Annotated in this window: 15 protein-coding genes and 1 pseudogene; 3 read left to right on the top strand and 13 right to left on the bottom strand. The window is 67.8% G+C overall.

Annotation, left to right across the window (positions count from 1 at the left end; translation table 11 throughout):
• Positions 1–88: 88 nt before the first annotated feature.
• The 4 genes from MYXE_RS11260 to MYXE_RS11245 are packed head-to-tail and all read right to left on the bottom strand — an operon-like array spanning position 89 to position 3,493.
• A complete protein-coding gene (locus MYXE_RS11260; protein ID WP_085196858.1) occupies positions 89–826 on the bottom strand; it encodes a cobalt-precorrin-6A reductase in 738 nt (245 codons plus the stop codon).
• The gene (cobM, locus tag MYXE_RS11255) at positions 826–1,572 is read right to left on the bottom strand and encodes a precorrin-4 C(11)-methyltransferase (RefSeq protein ID WP_003918956.1); all 747 of its coding nucleotides are present in this window, start codon (positions 1,570–1,572) and stop codon (positions 826–828) included. Before cobM ends, MYXE_RS11260 begins: the two co-directional genes overlap by 1 nt.
• Positions 1,569–2,747, bottom strand: a complete 1,179-nt coding sequence (cbiE, locus tag MYXE_RS11250; RefSeq protein ID WP_085196856.1) for a precorrin-6y C5,15-methyltransferase (decarboxylating) subunit CbiE — start codon at positions 2,745–2,747, stop codon at positions 1,569–1,571. Before cbiE ends, cobM begins: the two co-directional genes overlap by 4 nt.
• Positions 2,744–3,493 carry an SDR family NAD(P)-dependent oxidoreductase gene (locus MYXE_RS11245; protein WP_003918959.1) on the bottom strand — a complete coding sequence of 250 codons (750 nt, stop codon included), beginning with the start codon at positions 3,491–3,493 and terminating at the stop codon, positions 2,744–2,746. Before MYXE_RS11245 ends, cbiE begins: the two co-directional genes overlap by 4 nt.
• A gap of 35 nt (positions 3,494–3,528) precedes the next feature.
• Here MYXE_RS11245 and MYXE_RS11240 point away from each other — a divergent pair, with 35 nt between their 5' ends.
• A complete protein-coding gene (locus tag MYXE_RS11240; protein ID WP_003918960.1) occupies positions 3,529–3,942 on the top strand; it encodes a F420-dependent biliverdin reductase in 414 nt (137 codons plus the stop codon).
• 14 nt (positions 3,943–3,956) lie between these two features.
• Here MYXE_RS11240 and MYXE_RS11235 read toward each other — a convergent pair whose 3' ends face one another.
• Together MYXE_RS11235 and MYXE_RS11230 are read right to left on the bottom strand one after the other, a co-directional pair.
• Positions 3,957–4,622 carry a GNAT family N-acetyltransferase gene (locus MYXE_RS11235; protein ID WP_085196854.1) on the bottom strand — a complete coding sequence of 222 codons (666 nt, stop codon included), beginning with the start codon at positions 4,620–4,622 and terminating at the stop codon, positions 3,957–3,959.
• 75 nt (positions 4,623–4,697) lie between these two features.
• A complete protein-coding gene (locus MYXE_RS11230; RefSeq protein WP_003918963.1) occupies positions 4,698–5,822 on the bottom strand; it encodes a M24 family metallopeptidase in 1,125 nt (374 codons plus the stop codon).
• 23 nt (positions 5,823–5,845) lie between these two features.
• On the opposite strand from MYXE_RS11230, the pseudogene MYXE_RS11225 reads away from it, so the two are divergent.
• A pseudogene (locus MYXE_RS11225) lies at positions 5,846–6,801 on the top strand (5'-3' exonuclease).
• A 66-nt stretch (positions 6,802–6,867) separates the two neighbouring features.
• Here the strand turns inward: MYXE_RS11225 and MYXE_RS11220 are convergent.
• From MYXE_RS11220 to pafA, 7 genes are all read right to left on the bottom strand, one after another.
• Positions 6,868–7,665: a DUF4333 domain-containing protein gene (locus MYXE_RS11220; protein WP_085196852.1), complete on the bottom strand. Its 798-nt coding sequence runs from the start codon at positions 7,663–7,665 to the stop codon at positions 6,868–6,870.
• 64 nt (positions 7,666–7,729) lie between these two features.
• Complete coding sequence (locus MYXE_RS11215) at positions 7,730–10,492, bottom strand: DEAD/DEAH box helicase (RefSeq protein WP_003918966.1); 2,763 nt, start codon at positions 10,490–10,492, stop codon at positions 7,730–7,732.
• Positions 10,493–10,579: 87 nt separating this feature from the next.
• Complete coding sequence (gene tatC / locus MYXE_RS11210) at positions 10,580–11,509, bottom strand: twin-arginine translocase subunit TatC (protein WP_085196850.1); 930 nt, start codon at positions 11,507–11,509, stop codon at positions 10,580–10,582.
• A 46-nt stretch (positions 11,510–11,555) separates the two neighbouring features.
• Positions 11,556–11,798: a Sec-independent protein translocase subunit TatA gene (tatA, locus tag MYXE_RS11205; protein WP_039889444.1), complete on the bottom strand. Its 243-nt coding sequence runs from the start codon at positions 11,796–11,798 to the stop codon at positions 11,556–11,558.
• Positions 11,799–11,848: 50 nt separating this feature from the next.
• Positions 11,849–12,820 (bottom strand): helix-turn-helix transcriptional regulator, encoded by a 972-nt coding sequence (locus MYXE_RS11200; RefSeq protein WP_003918969.1) that lies wholly within the window; start codon positions 12,818–12,820, stop codon positions 11,849–11,851.
• Positions 12,817–13,818 carry a helix-turn-helix transcriptional regulator gene (locus MYXE_RS11195; protein WP_003918971.1) on the bottom strand — a complete coding sequence of 334 codons (1,002 nt, stop codon included), beginning with the start codon at positions 13,816–13,818 and terminating at the stop codon, positions 12,817–12,819. Before MYXE_RS11195 ends, MYXE_RS11200 begins: the two co-directional genes overlap by 4 nt.
• A gap of 74 nt (positions 13,819–13,892) precedes the next feature.
• Positions 13,893–15,251, bottom strand: a complete 1,359-nt coding sequence (pafA, locus tag MYXE_RS11190) for a Pup--protein ligase (RefSeq protein ID WP_003918972.1) — start codon at positions 15,249–15,251, stop codon at positions 13,893–13,895.
• 313 nt (positions 15,252–15,564) lie between these two features.
• Between pafA and MYXE_RS11185 the strand changes: the two genes are divergently transcribed.
• Positions 15,565–16,488 (top strand): phosphodiesterase, encoded by a 924-nt coding sequence (locus tag MYXE_RS11185; RefSeq protein ID WP_003918974.1) that lies wholly within the window; start codon positions 15,565–15,567, stop codon positions 16,486–16,488.
• Positions 16,489–16,509 lie beyond the last annotated feature (21 nt).

Genomic DNA, 16,509 nt, shown 5'->3' with positions numbered 1-16,509 from the left:
ATGGCTTTCGTCTGCGGAGAGCTCGATGGAAGCGGTGGGCAATGGCCAAGGTCATTTCGCGTTGCCCGCGAGCCCGAATCCCCATCGTTCAGGGCGCTTTTGCGTCTGCTCGCCTAACCCAGGCGACCGCTTCGTCCACAGTGCTCACCGTCGTCACGCCAGCCGGCGGGGGCGGACGATCGACCATCACGACCGCGATGTCCAACGCGGCCGCGGCGTCGAGCTTGGCCCGCGTCATCTCACCCCCGCTGTTCTTGGTGACCAGCGCGTCGATACGGTGCTCGCGCAGCAGCGTGTATTCGCCGTCGTAGTGATACGGCCCGCGGGACAACAGCACTTTGTGGCGGCGCGGCAGGCAACGGGCGTCGGGCGCGGTGACGGCGCGGATCAAAAACCACGCATCGCTGTCGGCGAACGCCGCGACACCGGATCGCCCAGTGGTCAGAAACACACGCGAATAGCTTTGTTCGGCAACGGTTTTCGCCGCTTCAGTATCCGACGTGACCACGATGGCGTTGTCGACCTCCCACCCTGGGCGGGCGAGGACCAGATGCGGCAACCCCAGTTGCCGACATGCGCTAGCGGCATGCGCCGTGATGGTGGCGGCGAAGGGATGCGTGGCGTCGACGACAGCGTCGATCCGCTCGTCGCGCAACCAGCGGCACAGCCCTTCGACACCACCGAACCCGCCGATCCGCACCGGCCCGACGGGCAATGCGGGGTCGGGCACCCGCCCCGCCAGCGAGCTGATGAGGTCGACGTCAGGATGCAGCCGCGCGGCCAGTGCGCGTGCTTCAGCGGTGCCGCCGAGCAGCAGTACCCGCATCAATGCGTCCTTCGCTCAGCCGAATACAGGTAGCTGTCGGCAAATTCCGTTGCGGCGAGGACCTCACCGACAATGATGATCGCCGTTTTGGTGATGCCGGCGTCGTGCATCTTTTCGGCGATATCGGACAACGTCCCACGCAGCACCACCTGTTGCGGCCAGCTGGCGAAAGCCACGACAGCCGTAGGCGTTTCGGGACGGTAGCCGCCGGCCAGCAGCTCAGGGACGATCGCGTCGATCTGCGCGGCCGCCAAATGCAGCACCAGTGTGCCGCCGCGGCGGGCCAGAGCGAACAGGTCTTCACCGGGCGGCATCGGTGTCGACACGGTGGACACCCTGCTCAGCGTCACCGTCTGGCCGACCCCGGGAACGGTCAATTCGCGGCGCAATACGGCGGCCGCCGCGGCGAAAGCCGGGACCCCGGGCACGATTTCGTAATCGATGCCCAGCGCGTCAAGTCGGCGGCACTGTTCGGCCATCGCGCTGTATAGCGACGGGTCGCCCGAATGCAGCCGCGCGACATCGTGGCCGGCGGCATCCGCATCGGCGATCTCGGTAATGATCTGCTCCAGTGTCAACGGGCCGGTATCGACAATCCTCGCGCCCGGCGGACACAGCGCGAGCAGGTCGTCGGGCATGATCGACCCGGCGTAAAGGCATACCGGGCACTGTCCGAGCAGCCGCTGCGCGCGCACGGTGATCAAGTCGGCGGCACCGGGACCCGCGCCGATGAAGTACACCGTCACTGCTTGGTCACCTCCCACTGGGTGACCGGCAGCTGCGGGCGCCAGGCCGTGAAACTGCCGAGCGGCTCGCCCTGGTAGTGCTGGAAGCGCCGCAGCTGCCCGCCGAGCCGCGAATGCGCCTGCGTTACATAGGCTTCTGACTCGGCCGTCACGGCGTTTGCGACCAAACGTCCACCGGCCGGCAGATGCCCGAGGCAGGCATCGAGTAAACCCGGCTGGGTCAGGCCGCCGCCGACGAAGATCACCGACGGCGTCGGCGCACCGTCGAAAGCGCCAGGGGCTGCGCCACGTACCTCGATGCTCACCCCGAACGCGACCGCGTTGCGGGCGATGCGATCGCGGCGCTGCTCGTCCCGTTCGAACGCCACAGCCGTGCAGCCACGCCAGCTGCGGCACCACTCGACAGCGATGCTGCCCGAGCCCGAACCCACATCCCACAACCGCTCCCCCGGCCGCGGCGCCAGCGCGGCCAGCGTCACCGCCCGCATGCTCTGTTTGGTGATCTGCCCATCATGGAAGAGCGCATCGTCGCGCACTGGCGACACCCGCTCGTCGGGCAGATAGCGCACGGCGATCACGTTGAGGTCGTCGACGTCATCAGGCCCGCTGGCGGCCCACTCGCGGGCGGTCCCGTCGCGGCGGCGCTCCTTCGGTCCACCGAGCTGCTCGAGAACGGTGAATTCCGATTCGCCGCGGCCGTTTTCGGTGAGCAACCGCGCAAGGCTCGTCGGCGTGGTGACGTCGCGCGACAGCACGATCGCCTGCCCGCCCTGGCGCACAGCGGTGTGAGGCTCGGCGGTAACCAGGCTGATCACCTCGGTGTCGGCAACGGTCCAGCCCATTCGCGCGCAGGCCAGCGTCACCGCCGACACGTGCGGCAGTACCCGCACCCGCTCGGCGCCGAACAGCCGAATCAACGTGCTTCCGATCCCATACAGCAGCGGGTCACCGCTGGCCAGCACATGCACGTCGGAGTCACTGTCGAGCAGGCCCTGCAGCGCGGGCAGCATCGGCGACGGCCAGGGCCGACGAGCCGCGGCCACGCTGTCATCGAGCAGGTCCAGTTGCCGCTGTGATCCGTAAATGACTGTGGCTTTGCGTAATTCGTACCGCGATGCTTCCGACAGTCCCGCCATGCCGTCGGCGCCGATCCCCACGACCGTTACGCGGTTCATCGTGGCATCCTGCGCCAAACGAACTGCGGCAGCAGCCGCAGCCCGAAAAACACCGGCCGCAGCGCCCACGGAACCCACACGGTACGTCGGCCCTTGGCCAGCGCCCGGGCGGTCGCGGCGGCCACCTGAGTGGCAGTGCTGGACATCGGCGCGGGCGTCATGCCCTGCGTCATGCGCCCGACCACGAACCCCGGCCGAACGATCAGCAGCCGCACCCCGGTACCGTGCAGCGCGTCGGCCAGTCCGCTGGCGAACCCGTCCAGGCCGGCCTTCGCCGAGCCGTAGACGTAGTTGGCCCGGCGCACCCGCACCCCGGCCACTGAGGAGAACACCACCAGCGAACCGCGCCCGGCGCCCCGCATGGCCTTGGCCAGATGGGTGAGCAGGCTGACCTGGGCGACGTAGTCGGTGTGGACGATGGCGATCGCGTGCGCGGCGTCGGTCTCGGCGCGGGCCTGGTCGCCGAGGATGCCGAAGGCCAGCACCGCGGTGTCGATCGGGCCGTGCTCGGCGATGATCGCCTCGACCAGCGGTCCGTGGGATTCCAGGTCGTCGGCGTCGAACTCGCGGGTGTGCACGCTCGCTGCACCGGCTTGACGGATCATCGCGGCCTGCTCGCCGAGCCGGTCGGCTCCCCGCGCGGCCAGCACCACCGTCGCGCCGGGCGCCAGCCGTCGCGCCAGTTCGGTGCCGATTTCGCTGCGGCCACCGAAAATGACGAGCGGCCTGCCACCCGTGTCATCCACGGCTGCGATTATTGCCTGCGCTAACGTGGGCCGCGATGGCCAAGACCACCACCCGGCTCAGCAACGATGCGCTGGCGTTTCTCACCGAGCGGCATCTGGCGATGCTGACCACGCTGCGCGCCGACAATACGCCGCATGTGGTGGCAGTGGGGTTCACGTTCGACCCCAAGACGCACATCGCCCGGGTGATCACCACCGGCGGTTCGCAGAAGGCGCTCAACGCCGAGCGCGGCGGAATCGCGGTGCTCAGCCAGGTCGACGGCGCCCGCTGGCTGTCGTTGGAAGGCCGCGCCAAGGTGAACAGCGACATCGACGCGGTACGCGACGCCGAGTTGCGCTATGCGCAGCGCTACCGCACGCCGCGGCCCAACCCGCGGCGGGTGGTGATCGAGGTGCAGGTGGAGCGGGTGCTCGGGTCGGCCGAGCTGCTGGACCGCACCGACAGCTGAGCGCGCGGAAACCGCTAGGCGGGCCGGGCGCCCGGCGCGCGGATCACCAGCGGCACCGCGGGGAAATAACGCGCCATCTCCGGTCGCGACTGGGCTAGTGCGGCGGTGCCGTAGCCGCGGTGCCGGTAATCGGGGTGGATCCAGATCCGGACGTGAACTTCGCCGTGGGCGAGCTCCCCGAAGACCATGCCGACCTTCTGGGTTCCGTCGACGGCGACGAACCAGGCGGCCTCTTCGGCGTCGATTCGCGCCAGCGCCGAACGGATTTCGTCGTCGAGTCCACCGGCAGGCCCCCCGGATCCGTCCCCTGAGGCACCGGTGTCCGCGGTGCGGGCCGCGAAGATGTCGCGGTCGGCGTCGCCGGCGAACGGGCGCAGCACCAGGCTGTCGCCCGAGCTGGCCGGGCGCTCGTTGAGGGTGAAGCTCAGTTGGCTGTTGAGGCCGTCGAGCTCGGCGGCAATCTTGCGGCGGGCGTCCTTGGTGAGTTGGTCGAAGGACATCGACATCACCGCCTCGCCGCCCAGCCGTGAGGTGCCCAGCAACGCGACGATCGCCTCGACCGCAGCGGGCCGATCGTCGGCCTGCACGATCACGTCGAGCACTTCGTGACGACGTTCGAGGGCTTTGAGCAAGGCGTCGGCGATGTCGCGGCGGGCGGCGGCACGGTCTTGGTCGGTCATCGCATCAGCGTAGTGGGCGCCGACCCGTCCGCATCGGGTTTCACCAGCGCGGTCTGCGGCCCCGGCGGGGCCGCGTCAGGCCGGGACCACGATCAGCTCGTGCGGCCGGTTGTTGACGGCCGTTGCGCCGCGGTCGGTGACGACGACGATGTCCTCGATGCGGGCACCCCATCGGCCCGGAAAGTAGATGCCGGGCTCGATGGAAAACGCCATGCCCGCGGCCAGCGGCAGCTTGTTGCCGGCGACGATGTAGGGCTCTTCGTGCACCGCCAACCCGATACCGTGACCGGTGCGATGTACGAAATATTCGGCGAGCCCGGCCTCGGCCAGAACGTCGCGGGCCGCGGCGTCGACCTGTTCCGCGGTCACGCCTGGTCGCACCGCATCGATGGCGGCACGTTGTGCGCGCTGCAGCGTCGAATACTGTTGGGCTACTTGTGCTTCCGGCTCGCCGATGCTGTAGGTCCGGGTCGAGTCGGAGTGGTAACCGGGATCGCAGGCGCCGCCGATGTCGACGACGACGATGTCACCGACTTGCAGCGTGCGATCCGAGCATTCGTGATGTGGGTCGGCGCTATGGGGCCCGGAACCGACGATCACGAACGCCACCTCCGAATGTCCTTCGGCGACAATGGCGTCGGCAATATCGGCGGCGACATCGGCCTCGGTTCGGCCAGGCGCCAGCAGTTGCGGTACCCGGGCGTGCACCCGGTCGATGGCCTCGCCAGCATGGCGTAGCGTGTCGATCTCGGCGGCGTCCTTGATCATCCGCAGCCCGCGCAGCACCCCTGTGGCCAACACCGGCGTCACACCTAGTGCTTCCGCCAACGGCAACAAGTGCAGTGCGGGCATGGATTCGGCGACCGCGCAGGCCGCAGGCGCACCGCCGAGCGCCGCCACCACCAGCTGGTAGGGGTCGTCACCGTCCACCCAATCCCACACCGGCAAAACCAATTCCGAAACGGCCGACTCCCTTAGCGAGGCCAACTCGAGTCGCGGCACCACCACGCCGGGTTCGCCGAAGGCAGGCACTACCAATGCGGTCAGCCGTTCGAAGGTCTGTGCGCGTGAGCCGATCAGATACCGCAGGTCGTAGCCGGGGGTGATCACCAGACCGGCCAGCCCGGCCGCGGCGGTGGCGGCCGCCGCCTCGGAGAGTCGGTGCGCATAGACGTCTGCGTCGAATCGGCGCGGACCCATGGCCTCAGGCTAACGTGGCCAGCATGTCAGCACCGCTCTTGCTGCTCGACGGGGCCAGCATGTGGTTTCGAGCCTTCTACGGGGTGCCGTCGTCGATTACCTCCCCGGATGGGCGGCCGGTAAACGCGGTGCGCGGCTTCCTCGATTCGATGGCCGTGCTGATCACTCAGCAGCGGCCCGACCGGTTGGCGGTGTGCCTCGACCTGGACTGGCGCCCGCAGTTCCGGGTCGACCGCCTCCCGTCGTACAAGGCGCACCGGGTCGAGCAGGAAAACCCTGATGCGCAACCCGATATCGAAGCGGTGCCCGACGAGTTGACTCCGCAGGTGCAGATGATCGAGGAGATCCTCGACGCGTTCGGCATCTGCACCGCCGGTGCGCCGGGCTTCGAGGCCGACGACGTGATCGGCACGCTGGCCGCGCGAGAACGCCGGGACCCGGTGATCGTGGTCAGCGGCGACCGGGACCTGCTGCAAGTAGTCGCCGACACGCCGGTGCCGGTGCGGGTGCTCTACCTGGGACGCGGGCTGACCAAGGCGATGCTGCTGGGCCCCCGCGAGGTGGCGGAGCGATACGGGCTGCCCGCCGATCGGGCGGCGCCGCCTACGCCGAGTTGGCGCTGCTGCGCGGCGACCCCTCCGACGGGCTTCCCGGCGTGCCGGGCATCGGCGAAAAGACCGCCGCGACGTTGCTGGCCCGCCACGGCTCACTGGCCGCGATCCTGGCCGCCGCCGAGGATCCGAAATCGGCTATGCCCAAAGCACTTCGGGCAAAGTTGCGCCAGGCCGCCGACTACATCGAGGCGGCCGACCCGGTGGTGCGGGTGGCCACCGACGCGCCGGTCGAGCTGTCCACGTCGACCGATGCCGTGCCGCTGGTGGCGGCCGACCCTCGACGCACCGCGGAGCTGGCGAGTCGGCTCGGTGTCGGTTCGCCGGTCGCCCGGCTGCAAAAGGCGCTTGACTCGCTGCCGGGATAGGTGGCGCGAGCCGACGCAAAAGCACCCGAAACCGGCGGTTTGGGTGCTTTTGCGTCTGCTGGGCAGCTACTTCGGGCGGCCGACCTCGTAGGTGCCTTTGTTGTCCTGGAAGGTCACCGTCACCTGCCGCTTGGTGCCGTCGATGCTGACCTCGCAGTCGAAGGTTGCGCCCTTCTTGACCGTCGGGTTTTGGCCGTTGTTGCACTTGACGTCCTTGACGTTTTTCGCGCCGTAGCCGTTGGTCTCGTCACTGAGGATCTGTTGCACGCCGGCCTGCGCCTTGTTGATGTCCAGCTTGGTGGTCACGAAGAACCCGGGCGCCCAGAAACCCAGCACCAGCACGACCGCGACCACGATCGCGGCGAACACGCCGATCACGGTGCCGATCACGGCCGTTGAGCGTTTCGAACGCTCGCTCGGCGGGCCATACTGCCCCGGGAACTGGGGCTGACCGTATTGCCCCGGATACTGACCCGGCTGGCCGTACTGGGTGGGCTGGCCGTACTGGGTGGGCTGCCCGTATTGGGCGGGCTGGCCGTACTGACCGGGCTGCGGATACTGGCCGGGCTGGCCGTACTGGGTGGGCTGCCCGTATTGGGCGGGCTGGCCGTACTGATCGGGCTGCGGATAGCCCGGCACCGTCTGCTGATACGGCGGATAGAACTGGCCCGTCGGCTGTTGGTATTGCGGGTATTCCGAGGACGTGTACGCCGGCGCCTGCCAGGTCGACTGGTCTGCGGTTGGCTGCTGCCACGGCGACGAGGCCTGCGCCGTCGGCTGGTCACCACCGGTGGCCTGCTGCTCCTCACCCTGGCCTGGCGGCTGCCACGGCTGGTTGGGGTCGGATCCCTGCGGTCCGCTCATGGTGTGTTCGGTCCTCTCGACTCTGGTCCTGCTTCACCGGATGTAACCGTAGCTCCGCGCCAGCCTACCCGGCGTCAACTGCGACGACGCCGCGCCGGACGTCGTCGATCGCCTGCTTGGCGGTGGCTCGCAGCTCAGGTTCGCGGGCCGCTTTGCGCACCTGGTCCAACAGGTCCAGCACCTGCCGGCACCAGCGCACGAAATCCCCCGCTGAGATACCCGTGCCCGAGTCGTCGGTGGCCAACAGCGCAGCGGTGAGGTCGCCGGTGCTGGCCCAGCGATAGATGGCGGGCACGAAGCCCTCGTCGGGTTCGCGGCTCAAGCTGATGCGATGCCGTTGCTCGTCGGCGCGCAGCTCCGTCGACAACTGACGTGTGCGAGCCAGCGCGCGCCGCAACGGCGCGGTCGGCGTGTCGGCGCGCTGCGGCGGGCCCGCGCCCTCGCTACCTCGTGACTCGTAGAGCACCGCCGACAGCACCGCCGCCAACTCCGCGGGCCGCAGACCGGTCCACACGCCGGTGCGCAGACATTCGGCGACCAAAAGGTCGCTCTCGCTGTAGATTCGGGCCAACAGCCGGCCGTCCTCGGTGACCTGTGGATCGCCGTTGAGCATCCGGATGAACCCGCGCTCGGTGAGCAGCCCGACAATCCGGTCGAAGGTGCGGGCCAATGAGTTGGTGGCCGCGGCCACTTTTTGTTGCAGCGCAGCGTTGTCACGCTCGATGCGCAGATAGCGCTCAGCGACCCGCAGCTGGGCTTCCCGGTCGGGCGCGTGGTGGGCGGGGTGGCGACGCAGCTGCTCGCGCAGCGACATCAGCTCTGGGTCGCCAGACGCGCCGACGTCGTTGTCCCGGCGGGGGCCGCGCTTGCCGCGCGGGGGCGGGACAGCGAGGCCCGCGGCGGCCGAGCGCAGCGCCGACGCCAAATCCCGACGCACCCGGGGCTGACGGTGTTCGACCCGCTTGGGCAACGTCATCGACCCGACCGGCGCAGCCGCGCCCGGGTAGTTGGCCGACGAAATCCGGCCCGCCCAGCGGTGTTCGGTGAGCACCAGCGGCCGCGGATCGGAACTGTCGCGGTCGGATTCCAGCACCACCGCCAACCCGCCGCGGCGGCCGTGGGTGATCCTGATGATGTCGCCGCGGCGCAGCGAGGCCAGCGCGTCGTTGGCCGCCTGGCGGCGCTGCGCGCGCGACGCCCGCGCCTGCGCCCGCTCCCGCTGCGAGATCCGCTCCCGCAGCCGGGCATAGTCGAGGATCGGAGCGTCGTGGCCGCCGAGTTCGGCGGCGATCTCGTCGAGCAGTCGACGGCCCCGCTCGATGCCGCGGACCAGGCCGACCACCGAGCGGTCGGCCTGGTACTGGGCGAACGAATGCTCCAGCAACCGGTGCGCCTGCTCGGGACCCATCCGGTTCACCAGGTTGATCGTCATGTTGTACGACGGGGCGAACGAGCTGCGCAGCGGAAATGTGCGGGTGGAGGCCAGCCCGGCGACCTCGGCAGGCTCTGCGGTTTCTTCCTGGGGATCCCAGATCACCACCGCATGGCCCTCGACGTCGATGCCGCGCCGGCCAGCCCGGCCCGTCAGCTGCGTGTACTCTCCGGGGGTCAGCGGCAGGTGCTGCTCGCCGTTGAACTTCACCAGCCGTTCCAGCACCACTGTGCGCGCCGGCATATTGATGCCCAGGGCCAACGTTTCGGTCGCGAACACCGCCTTGACCAAGCCGGCGGTGAACAGCTCTTCGACGGTGTGCCGGAACGCCGGCAGCATTCCGGCGTGGTGAGCGGCCAGACCGCGCATCAGCCCTTCCCGCCACTCGTAATAGCCGAGCACGGCGAGGTCTTCGTCGGCCAAATCGCCACAGCGGTGATCAATGACCTCAGCGATCCGCGCGCGATCCTCCTCGGTGGTAAGACGCAACGGAGACCGCAGGCATTGCGCGACCGCGGCGTCACACCCGGCCCGGGAAAACACGAATGTGATCGCCGGCAACAACCCTTCCCGGTCCAATATCGCGACGACTTCCGGGCGACTGGGCGGCCGGTAGAAACCTGGTCGACCACCCGCTCGTCCGGGACCTCCCCGTCCTGCCGGCCGCCGGGGCCGCCAGTCGGCGAGCCGAGTTGCCTCACGACGGTGGGCGATGTGGCGCACCAGACTCGGCGATACTCGGAGCTGGCCCGCGTCGGCGTCATAGTCGAACAGGTCGAAAAGGCGCTTGCCGACGAGCATGTGCTGCCACAGCGGCACCGGCCGGTGCTCGTCGACCACCACGGTGGTGTCGCCGCGCACAGTTTGGATCCAGCCGCCGAACTCCTCGGCGTTGCTCACCGTCGCCGAGAGGCTCACCAGGCGCACCTCGTCGGGCAGATTCAGGATCACCTCTTCCCACACCGGGCCGCGCATCCGATCGGCGAGGAAATGCACCTCGTCCATCACGACATGTGAAAGACCTTGCAGCACAGGAGAATCCGCGTAGAGCATGTTGCGCAGCACTTCGGTGGTCATCACCACCACCGGCGCGTTGGCGTTGACCGACAGGTCGCCGGTCAGCAGCCCGATGCGATCTCGGCCGTAGCGTGCGGTCAGATCGGTGTGCTTTTGGTTGCTCAGGGCTTTCAGCGGCGTGGTGTAGAAGCATTTGCCGCCCGCGGCCAGCGCCAAATGCACGGCGAACTCGCCGACCACCGTCTTGCCCGCCCCGGTCGGCGCGCACACGAGCACGCCGTGGCCACGCTCGAGCGCCACACAGGCCCGCTGTTGAAAGTCATCCAGCGCAAACGGCAGCTCGGCGACGAAGCGGTCCAGCTGCGTCGGGGCGTTCACGGCGTCGCCGAATGGGGCAAGCAGGCGGAGTGGTCAGCGGTCGCCGGCGCGTCGGCGTACACACACGCCCGCTCGCTGGTTCGGGGCTCAGGTGATGTCGTCATGGGGTAGGGAAATGCGTGACGGTTCGGGTATCGGCGACGGCGGCTCGATGGGCGACGCTTGGTCGTCCGCAATCATGGCTTGACGCTTGGCTTTTCGCTTGTCATGCAGCCGAGCGATCTGAATTGCCAACTCCAGCAGCAGGGTCAGGGCCAGCCCAAGTGCGATCATGGAAAACGGATCGGACCCCGGCGTGAACACCGCGGCGAACACGAACATCGCGAAGATCAAGCCGCGCCGCCACGACTTCAGCCGCGCATAACTGAGCACACCGGCCAGGTTGAGCATGACGATCAGCAACGGGAATTCGAAGCTGACACCGAAGACCAGCAGCAGGTTGATCAAAAACCCGAAATAGCGGTCGCCGGACAGCGCGGTCACCTGCACGTCGCTGCCGACGGTCAGCAGGAACCGCAACGCCTTGGACAACACCAAATACGCCAGCACCGCCCCGGCCACGAACAAAACCGCCGCCGGAACCACGAACGCGATCGCAAAGCGGCGCTCCTTTCTGTACAGCCCCGGGGTAATAAACGCCCACAACTGGTACAGCCACATCGGGCAGGCCAGCACCAGCCCCGCGGTCAGCCCCACCTTGAGTCGCAGCATGAACTGGTCGAACGGCGCGGTGGCCAGCAACCGGCATTGCCCGTCGGCGCTGATGTCGGCTCGCGCCGAGGCCGGCAGCGCACAATACGGATGCCGCAACCACTCACCCAGGCTTTCCAGCCCGAAAATCGAGTGCGAATACCAGACGAATCCCAGCGCCGTGGTGCACGCGATCGTGGCCAGCGAGATCAACAGCCGCGTCCGCAACTCGGTGAGGTGATCCACCAGCGACATCGTCGCGTCGGGGTTGGTGCGGCTGCGGCGCAGCCGCGGATCGAGGCGCCGCAAAAGTCGGGTAGTGCGCACGACGGTGAATCAGTGCCGCTCGGGGCACCGCGACGACTATGCCGGGCTAGGCCGACTGTCCGCCGGCGGTCGGCGGGTCGACCCGCTCAGACTGCACCGGGGTGGTCGGCGTGGCGGGAGTGGCAGGCTTTTCCGGCTTGCTCTCGCTTTGCAGTTCACGGACTTCTGACTTGAAGATGCGCAACGACTTGCCCAGCGAACGTGCCGCGTCGGGGAGCCTCTTGGCGCCGAACAGCAGGACCACCACGACGGCAAGGATCGCCCAGTGCCACGGACTTAGACTGCCCAATTTCGTTACCTCCAGACGTCCACCCGATGCTACCGCAGCTGACGGGTGTCTTATCCGGACCGCGCCGCGGCCTGGTAGACGTCCAGCGCCGCCGCGGCGGCGTTTCGCACTCGCTGGGCCAGGGAGTCGGGCGCCAGTACCTGCACAGCTGACCCAAAGCCCAGCACCAGTCGGCTCATCCAATCCTCGGAGGCATACGTCATCGCCGCCTCGAAGTGACCGTCGGGCAGCTCGCGCAGCAGGCGCATCGGGTAGTACTCGAACATCCACGACGCCGACGGCGCCACCCGCAGCGTCGCCGACGGAAGCGCCGGGTCGGCGTCGAAAAGTGAAGTGTCCGGTGGTGATTGGACCGCCGGTTCCGGCGGCGCGGACGGCTCATCGAGCACCCGGGCCTCGACGATGCGGTCGAACCGGAACAGCCGCACCCCTTCGGCCTCCCGTGACCAGGCCTCCAGGTAGCTGTGGTCGCCGATCAACAGCACCCGAATCGGGTCGACGACCCGGCTGGACAGCGTGTCGTGCGAGGCAGAGTAGTAGTCAATGGCCAACGCCCGGTTGCGGCGTACCGCGGTGCGAACCGCGGCCGCGGCCTCGCTTTCGGCGGGCGCCGGGTCCTCGACCGCCGATGCATGGGTCCCGTGCGCGGCAGTACCGGCGGCCGATTCGATTTTCGCGATCGCGCTGCGCGCGGCCTCGGGATCCACCAGGCCGGGAACGTCGGCCAGCGCCCGCAGCGCCACCAGCAGGCCGGTGGCCTCCGGGGAGGTGAGCTGCAGCGGCCGATCGATGCCTGCCGAGAACGTCACTTCGATTGTGTCGCCGGAGAATTCGAAGTCAATCAGGTCACCAGGCCCGTAACCGGGCAGCCCGCACAACCACAACTGGTTGATGTCTTCTTCCAGTTGTTTGACGGTTACGCCGAGGTCGGCGGCCGCCTTGGCGCGGGTGACCCGCGGATTGGCCTGGAAATACGGGACCATGTTCAGCAACCGCACCAGGCGAGTAGATACGGCTGTCATTGGCGCCGCTCCTCCTCAAGAACGGCCTGGGCCTGCAGGCGGGCCAGTATGTCGTCCCGCAGCGACGCCGGCTCGAGGACGACCGCGTCAGCGCCGTAGCCGGTGATCTCACGCGCGAGCCGGTCGCTGGATCCGATGTCGAGTTCGATCACCTCGCCGTCGCGTCCCCCCAACCGCCGTGGCCCCAGGGATTTGCCGGCGCGCCGCAACGCCATAGCGCGCCCGTCGGCCACCCACACTTGCGCCTGTACACCGGTCGGTGGTTCAGCGACGGTCTCGGCGACGATCTTGCGCAGGTCGACACCCTCAGGCCGAACGACCGCGCCAACCGGACCGATGGGCTTCACCTCGGCGCCGATGCGGGACAACCTGAACACACGGGTGGCGTCGCGGTCGCGGTCATGCCCGACCAGATACCAGCGGCCGTTCTGCGTCACCACCCCCCAGGGTTCGACGGTGCGGGTGGTGTAGGGCTCGGTGCGCGACGGGCGGTGCGGAAACTGCACGACCTGCCCGGCATCGATGGCCGACAGCAGCACCCCTAGCACGTGCTCCGACCCGCGCAAGCCCGGCAGCCCCGTGGTCGAGGCAATCGTGACCGGGGCGTCGGGGTCGACTTCCACCCCAGCCGCCCGCAGTTTGAGCAACGCGCCCTGGGTTGCGGTGATCAGTTCTGGCGACTCCCACAATCGGGTGGCCACCGCCACCGCTGCCGCCTCTTCAGGGGTCAACTCGACCGGGGGAAGCGCGTAGGCGTCCCGGTTGATGCGATACCCCTCGGTGGGGTCCAGCGCCGACACCCTGCCGGTCTCCAACGGGATGCCGAGATCACGCAGTTCGCTTTTATCGCGCTCGAACATCCGGGAGAACGCCTCGTCGCTGGGACTGTCGGAGTAGCCGGCGACCGTGGACCTGATCTTTTCGGCGGTGATGTAGCCGCGGGTGGACAGCAATGCGATGACGAGGTTCGTCAACCGCTCGACTTTGGAAGTCGCCACCCGAAATAGGGTAAGCGGTGGCTCGATTGCCCGACGCCTCCTGACCCCGCTTCGCGGGCTGTTTTGTCGTCGGGCTACATGCTGGCGATCAGCCGCTTAACCCGCTCGTCGACCGCGCGGAACGGATCCTTGCACAACACGGTGCGCTGGGCCTGGTCGTTGAGCTTGAGATGCACCCAGTCCACGGTAAAGTCGCGCCCGGCCGCCTGGGCGGCGCTGATGAATTCACCGCGCAACCGGGCACGGGTGGTCTGGGGCGGCGTGTCGACGGCGTCTTCGATTTCCTCGTCGGTGGTCACACGGGCGGCCAGGCCGTTGCGTTGCAGCAGGTCGAACACGCCGCGGCCGCGCTTGATGTCGTGATAGGCGAGGTCAAGCTGGGCGATCTTAGGGTCGGACAGCTCGATGTCGTAACGGTCCTGGTAACGCTGGAACAGCTTGCGCTTGATCACCCAATCGATTTCCGTGTCCACCTTGGCGAAGTCCTGGCTCTCCACGGCGTCGAGCTGGCGGCCCCAGAGGTCGACGACCTGCTCGATCTGCGCGTTGGGCTCCCGGGTCTGCAGATGTTCGACGGCGCGCGCGTAGTACTCGCGCTGGATGTCCAGCGCGCTGGCCTGCCGACCGCCGGCCAGCCGCACCGGGCGGCGACCGGTGATGTCGTGGCTGACCTCGCGGATCGCGCGGATGGGGTTGTCCAGCGAGAAGTCGCGGAACGCCACCCCGGCTTCGATCATCTCCAGCACCAGCGCCGCGGTACCCACCTTGAGCATGGTGGTGGTCTCGCACATGTTGGAGTCGCCAACGATGACATGCAGGCGTCGGTACTTCTCGGCGTCGGCATGCGGCTCGTCGCGGGTGTTGATGATCGGACGGCTACGAGTGGTCGCGCTGGAGACGCCCTCCCAGATGTGCTCGGCGCGCTGGGACAGGCAAAACGTGGCCGCCTTGGGCGTTTGTAGCACCTTGCCGGCCCCGCAGATGAGCTGGCGGGTCACCAGGAACGGCAGAAGCACATCGGAGATCCGGGAGAACTCGCCGGCCCGCACGATCAGGTAGTTCTCGTGACAGCCATAGGAGTTGCCGGCCGAGTCGGTGTTGTTTTTGAACAGGTAGATGTCGCCGCCGATGCCCTCGTCGGCAAGCCGCTGCTCGGCGTCGATGAGCAGGTCTTCCAGCACCCGTTCGCCAGCACGGTCATGGGTGACCAGCTGCACCAGGCTGTCGCATTCGGCGGTGGCGTATTCGGGATGGCTGCCGACGTCGAGGTAGAGCCGCGCGCCGTTGCGCAAAAACACGTTGGAGCTGCGGCCCCACGACACCACCCTGCGGAACAGGTAACGGGCCACCTCGTCAGGGGACAGACGCCGGTGGCCGTGAAACGTGCAGGTGACACCGAATTCGGTCTCGATGCCCATGATTCGCCGCTGCACGATTCGAGCGTACTGGTTAAATCCGCAACTGGTGGGCAAGCCCGCTGTGGATGATGGCGGCGGTCCGCCGCGCTGGCGTGCAGGGTGAGGCATGCGGGCCGCACAAGCAAAGGTCACGCCGCTACGCGCGCACGCCGACGGCTTGCACAGATGGGCCGAAAAGCGGTCATGACCTCGTCCGACTCGCGCCCGCTCGTTCGACGAACTCACTGACGCCAAGGCACGCCTTGCCGGCAACCTGTAACCGTTCGGGTAGAGTTGAAGCGACCCGATTGGCGCGAGGTTGCTCACCTGAGAGGTCCCTATTAGTCCGGTGGACAGACCCAGGGTCGCGGAGTATTCGCGGCCCGATCACGTCATTGCACATATCAGCGACACCCACTTAGTAGCCGGCGACGGTGACCTGTACGGGGACGTCGACGCAGACGCTCGATTATCCGAGTTGCTGTTGCGCCTCGAGGCCTCCCAAACGCGACCGGACGCTCTGATCTTCACCGGCGATCTCGCCGACACCGGCCAACCCGGTGCCTACCGAAAGTTACGGGAACTCGTCGAGCCATTAGCCGATCGTCTTGGCGCCCAGGTCATTTGGGTGATGGGCAATCACGACAACCGGGCGTCGCTGCGCGAACATCTGCTTCGCGAAACCCCCACCATGGCGCCGATGGACCGGGTGTACGACATAGCAGGCTTGCGCGTGATCGTGTTGGACACTTCGGTTCCAGGCCATCACCACGGACAGGTCGCGGCTGATCAGTTGCAGTGGCTGGCCGACCAACTGGCCGAACCCGCTCCCTTCGGCACCATGCTTGCGATGCACCATCCCCCGGTTCCGTGCGTGCAGGATCTGGCCGTCATGGTGGAGCTGCGCGATCAAGCCGCGCTGGCCGACGTTCTCCGCGGCAGCGATGTGCGCAGCATCCTCGCCGGCCACCTGCACTATTCCACCACAGCCACTTTCGCCGGTATCCCGGTGTCGGTGGCCTCGGCGAGCTGTTACACCCAAGATCTGCTGACGCCTGGAACCCGTGGCCGCGACGGTGCGCAGGCGTTCAACCTAGTGCACTGTTACCCAGATACTGTGGTGCACACCGTCATTCCCCTGGTAGCCGGAGCAACAGTGGGACGGTTTGTTTCTCCGGACGCCGTGCGGCGTGAACTCGCCGACGCTCAAGTGAGCATCTTGCCGGCCACCCGAATACCACGCATCGCACCGCAATTGGCGCGTCACGAGTGATTTCCCAGCGGGCGGGGTCCA

It is taken from the genome of Mycobacterium xenopi, from assembly GCF_009936235.1.
Lineage (GTDB): Bacteria > Actinomycetota > Actinomycetes > Mycobacteriales > Mycobacteriaceae > Mycobacterium > Mycobacterium xenopi.
The sequence above is the reverse complement of the archived record's forward strand: the minus strand, read 5'-3'. Positions and strand labels throughout refer to the sequence as shown.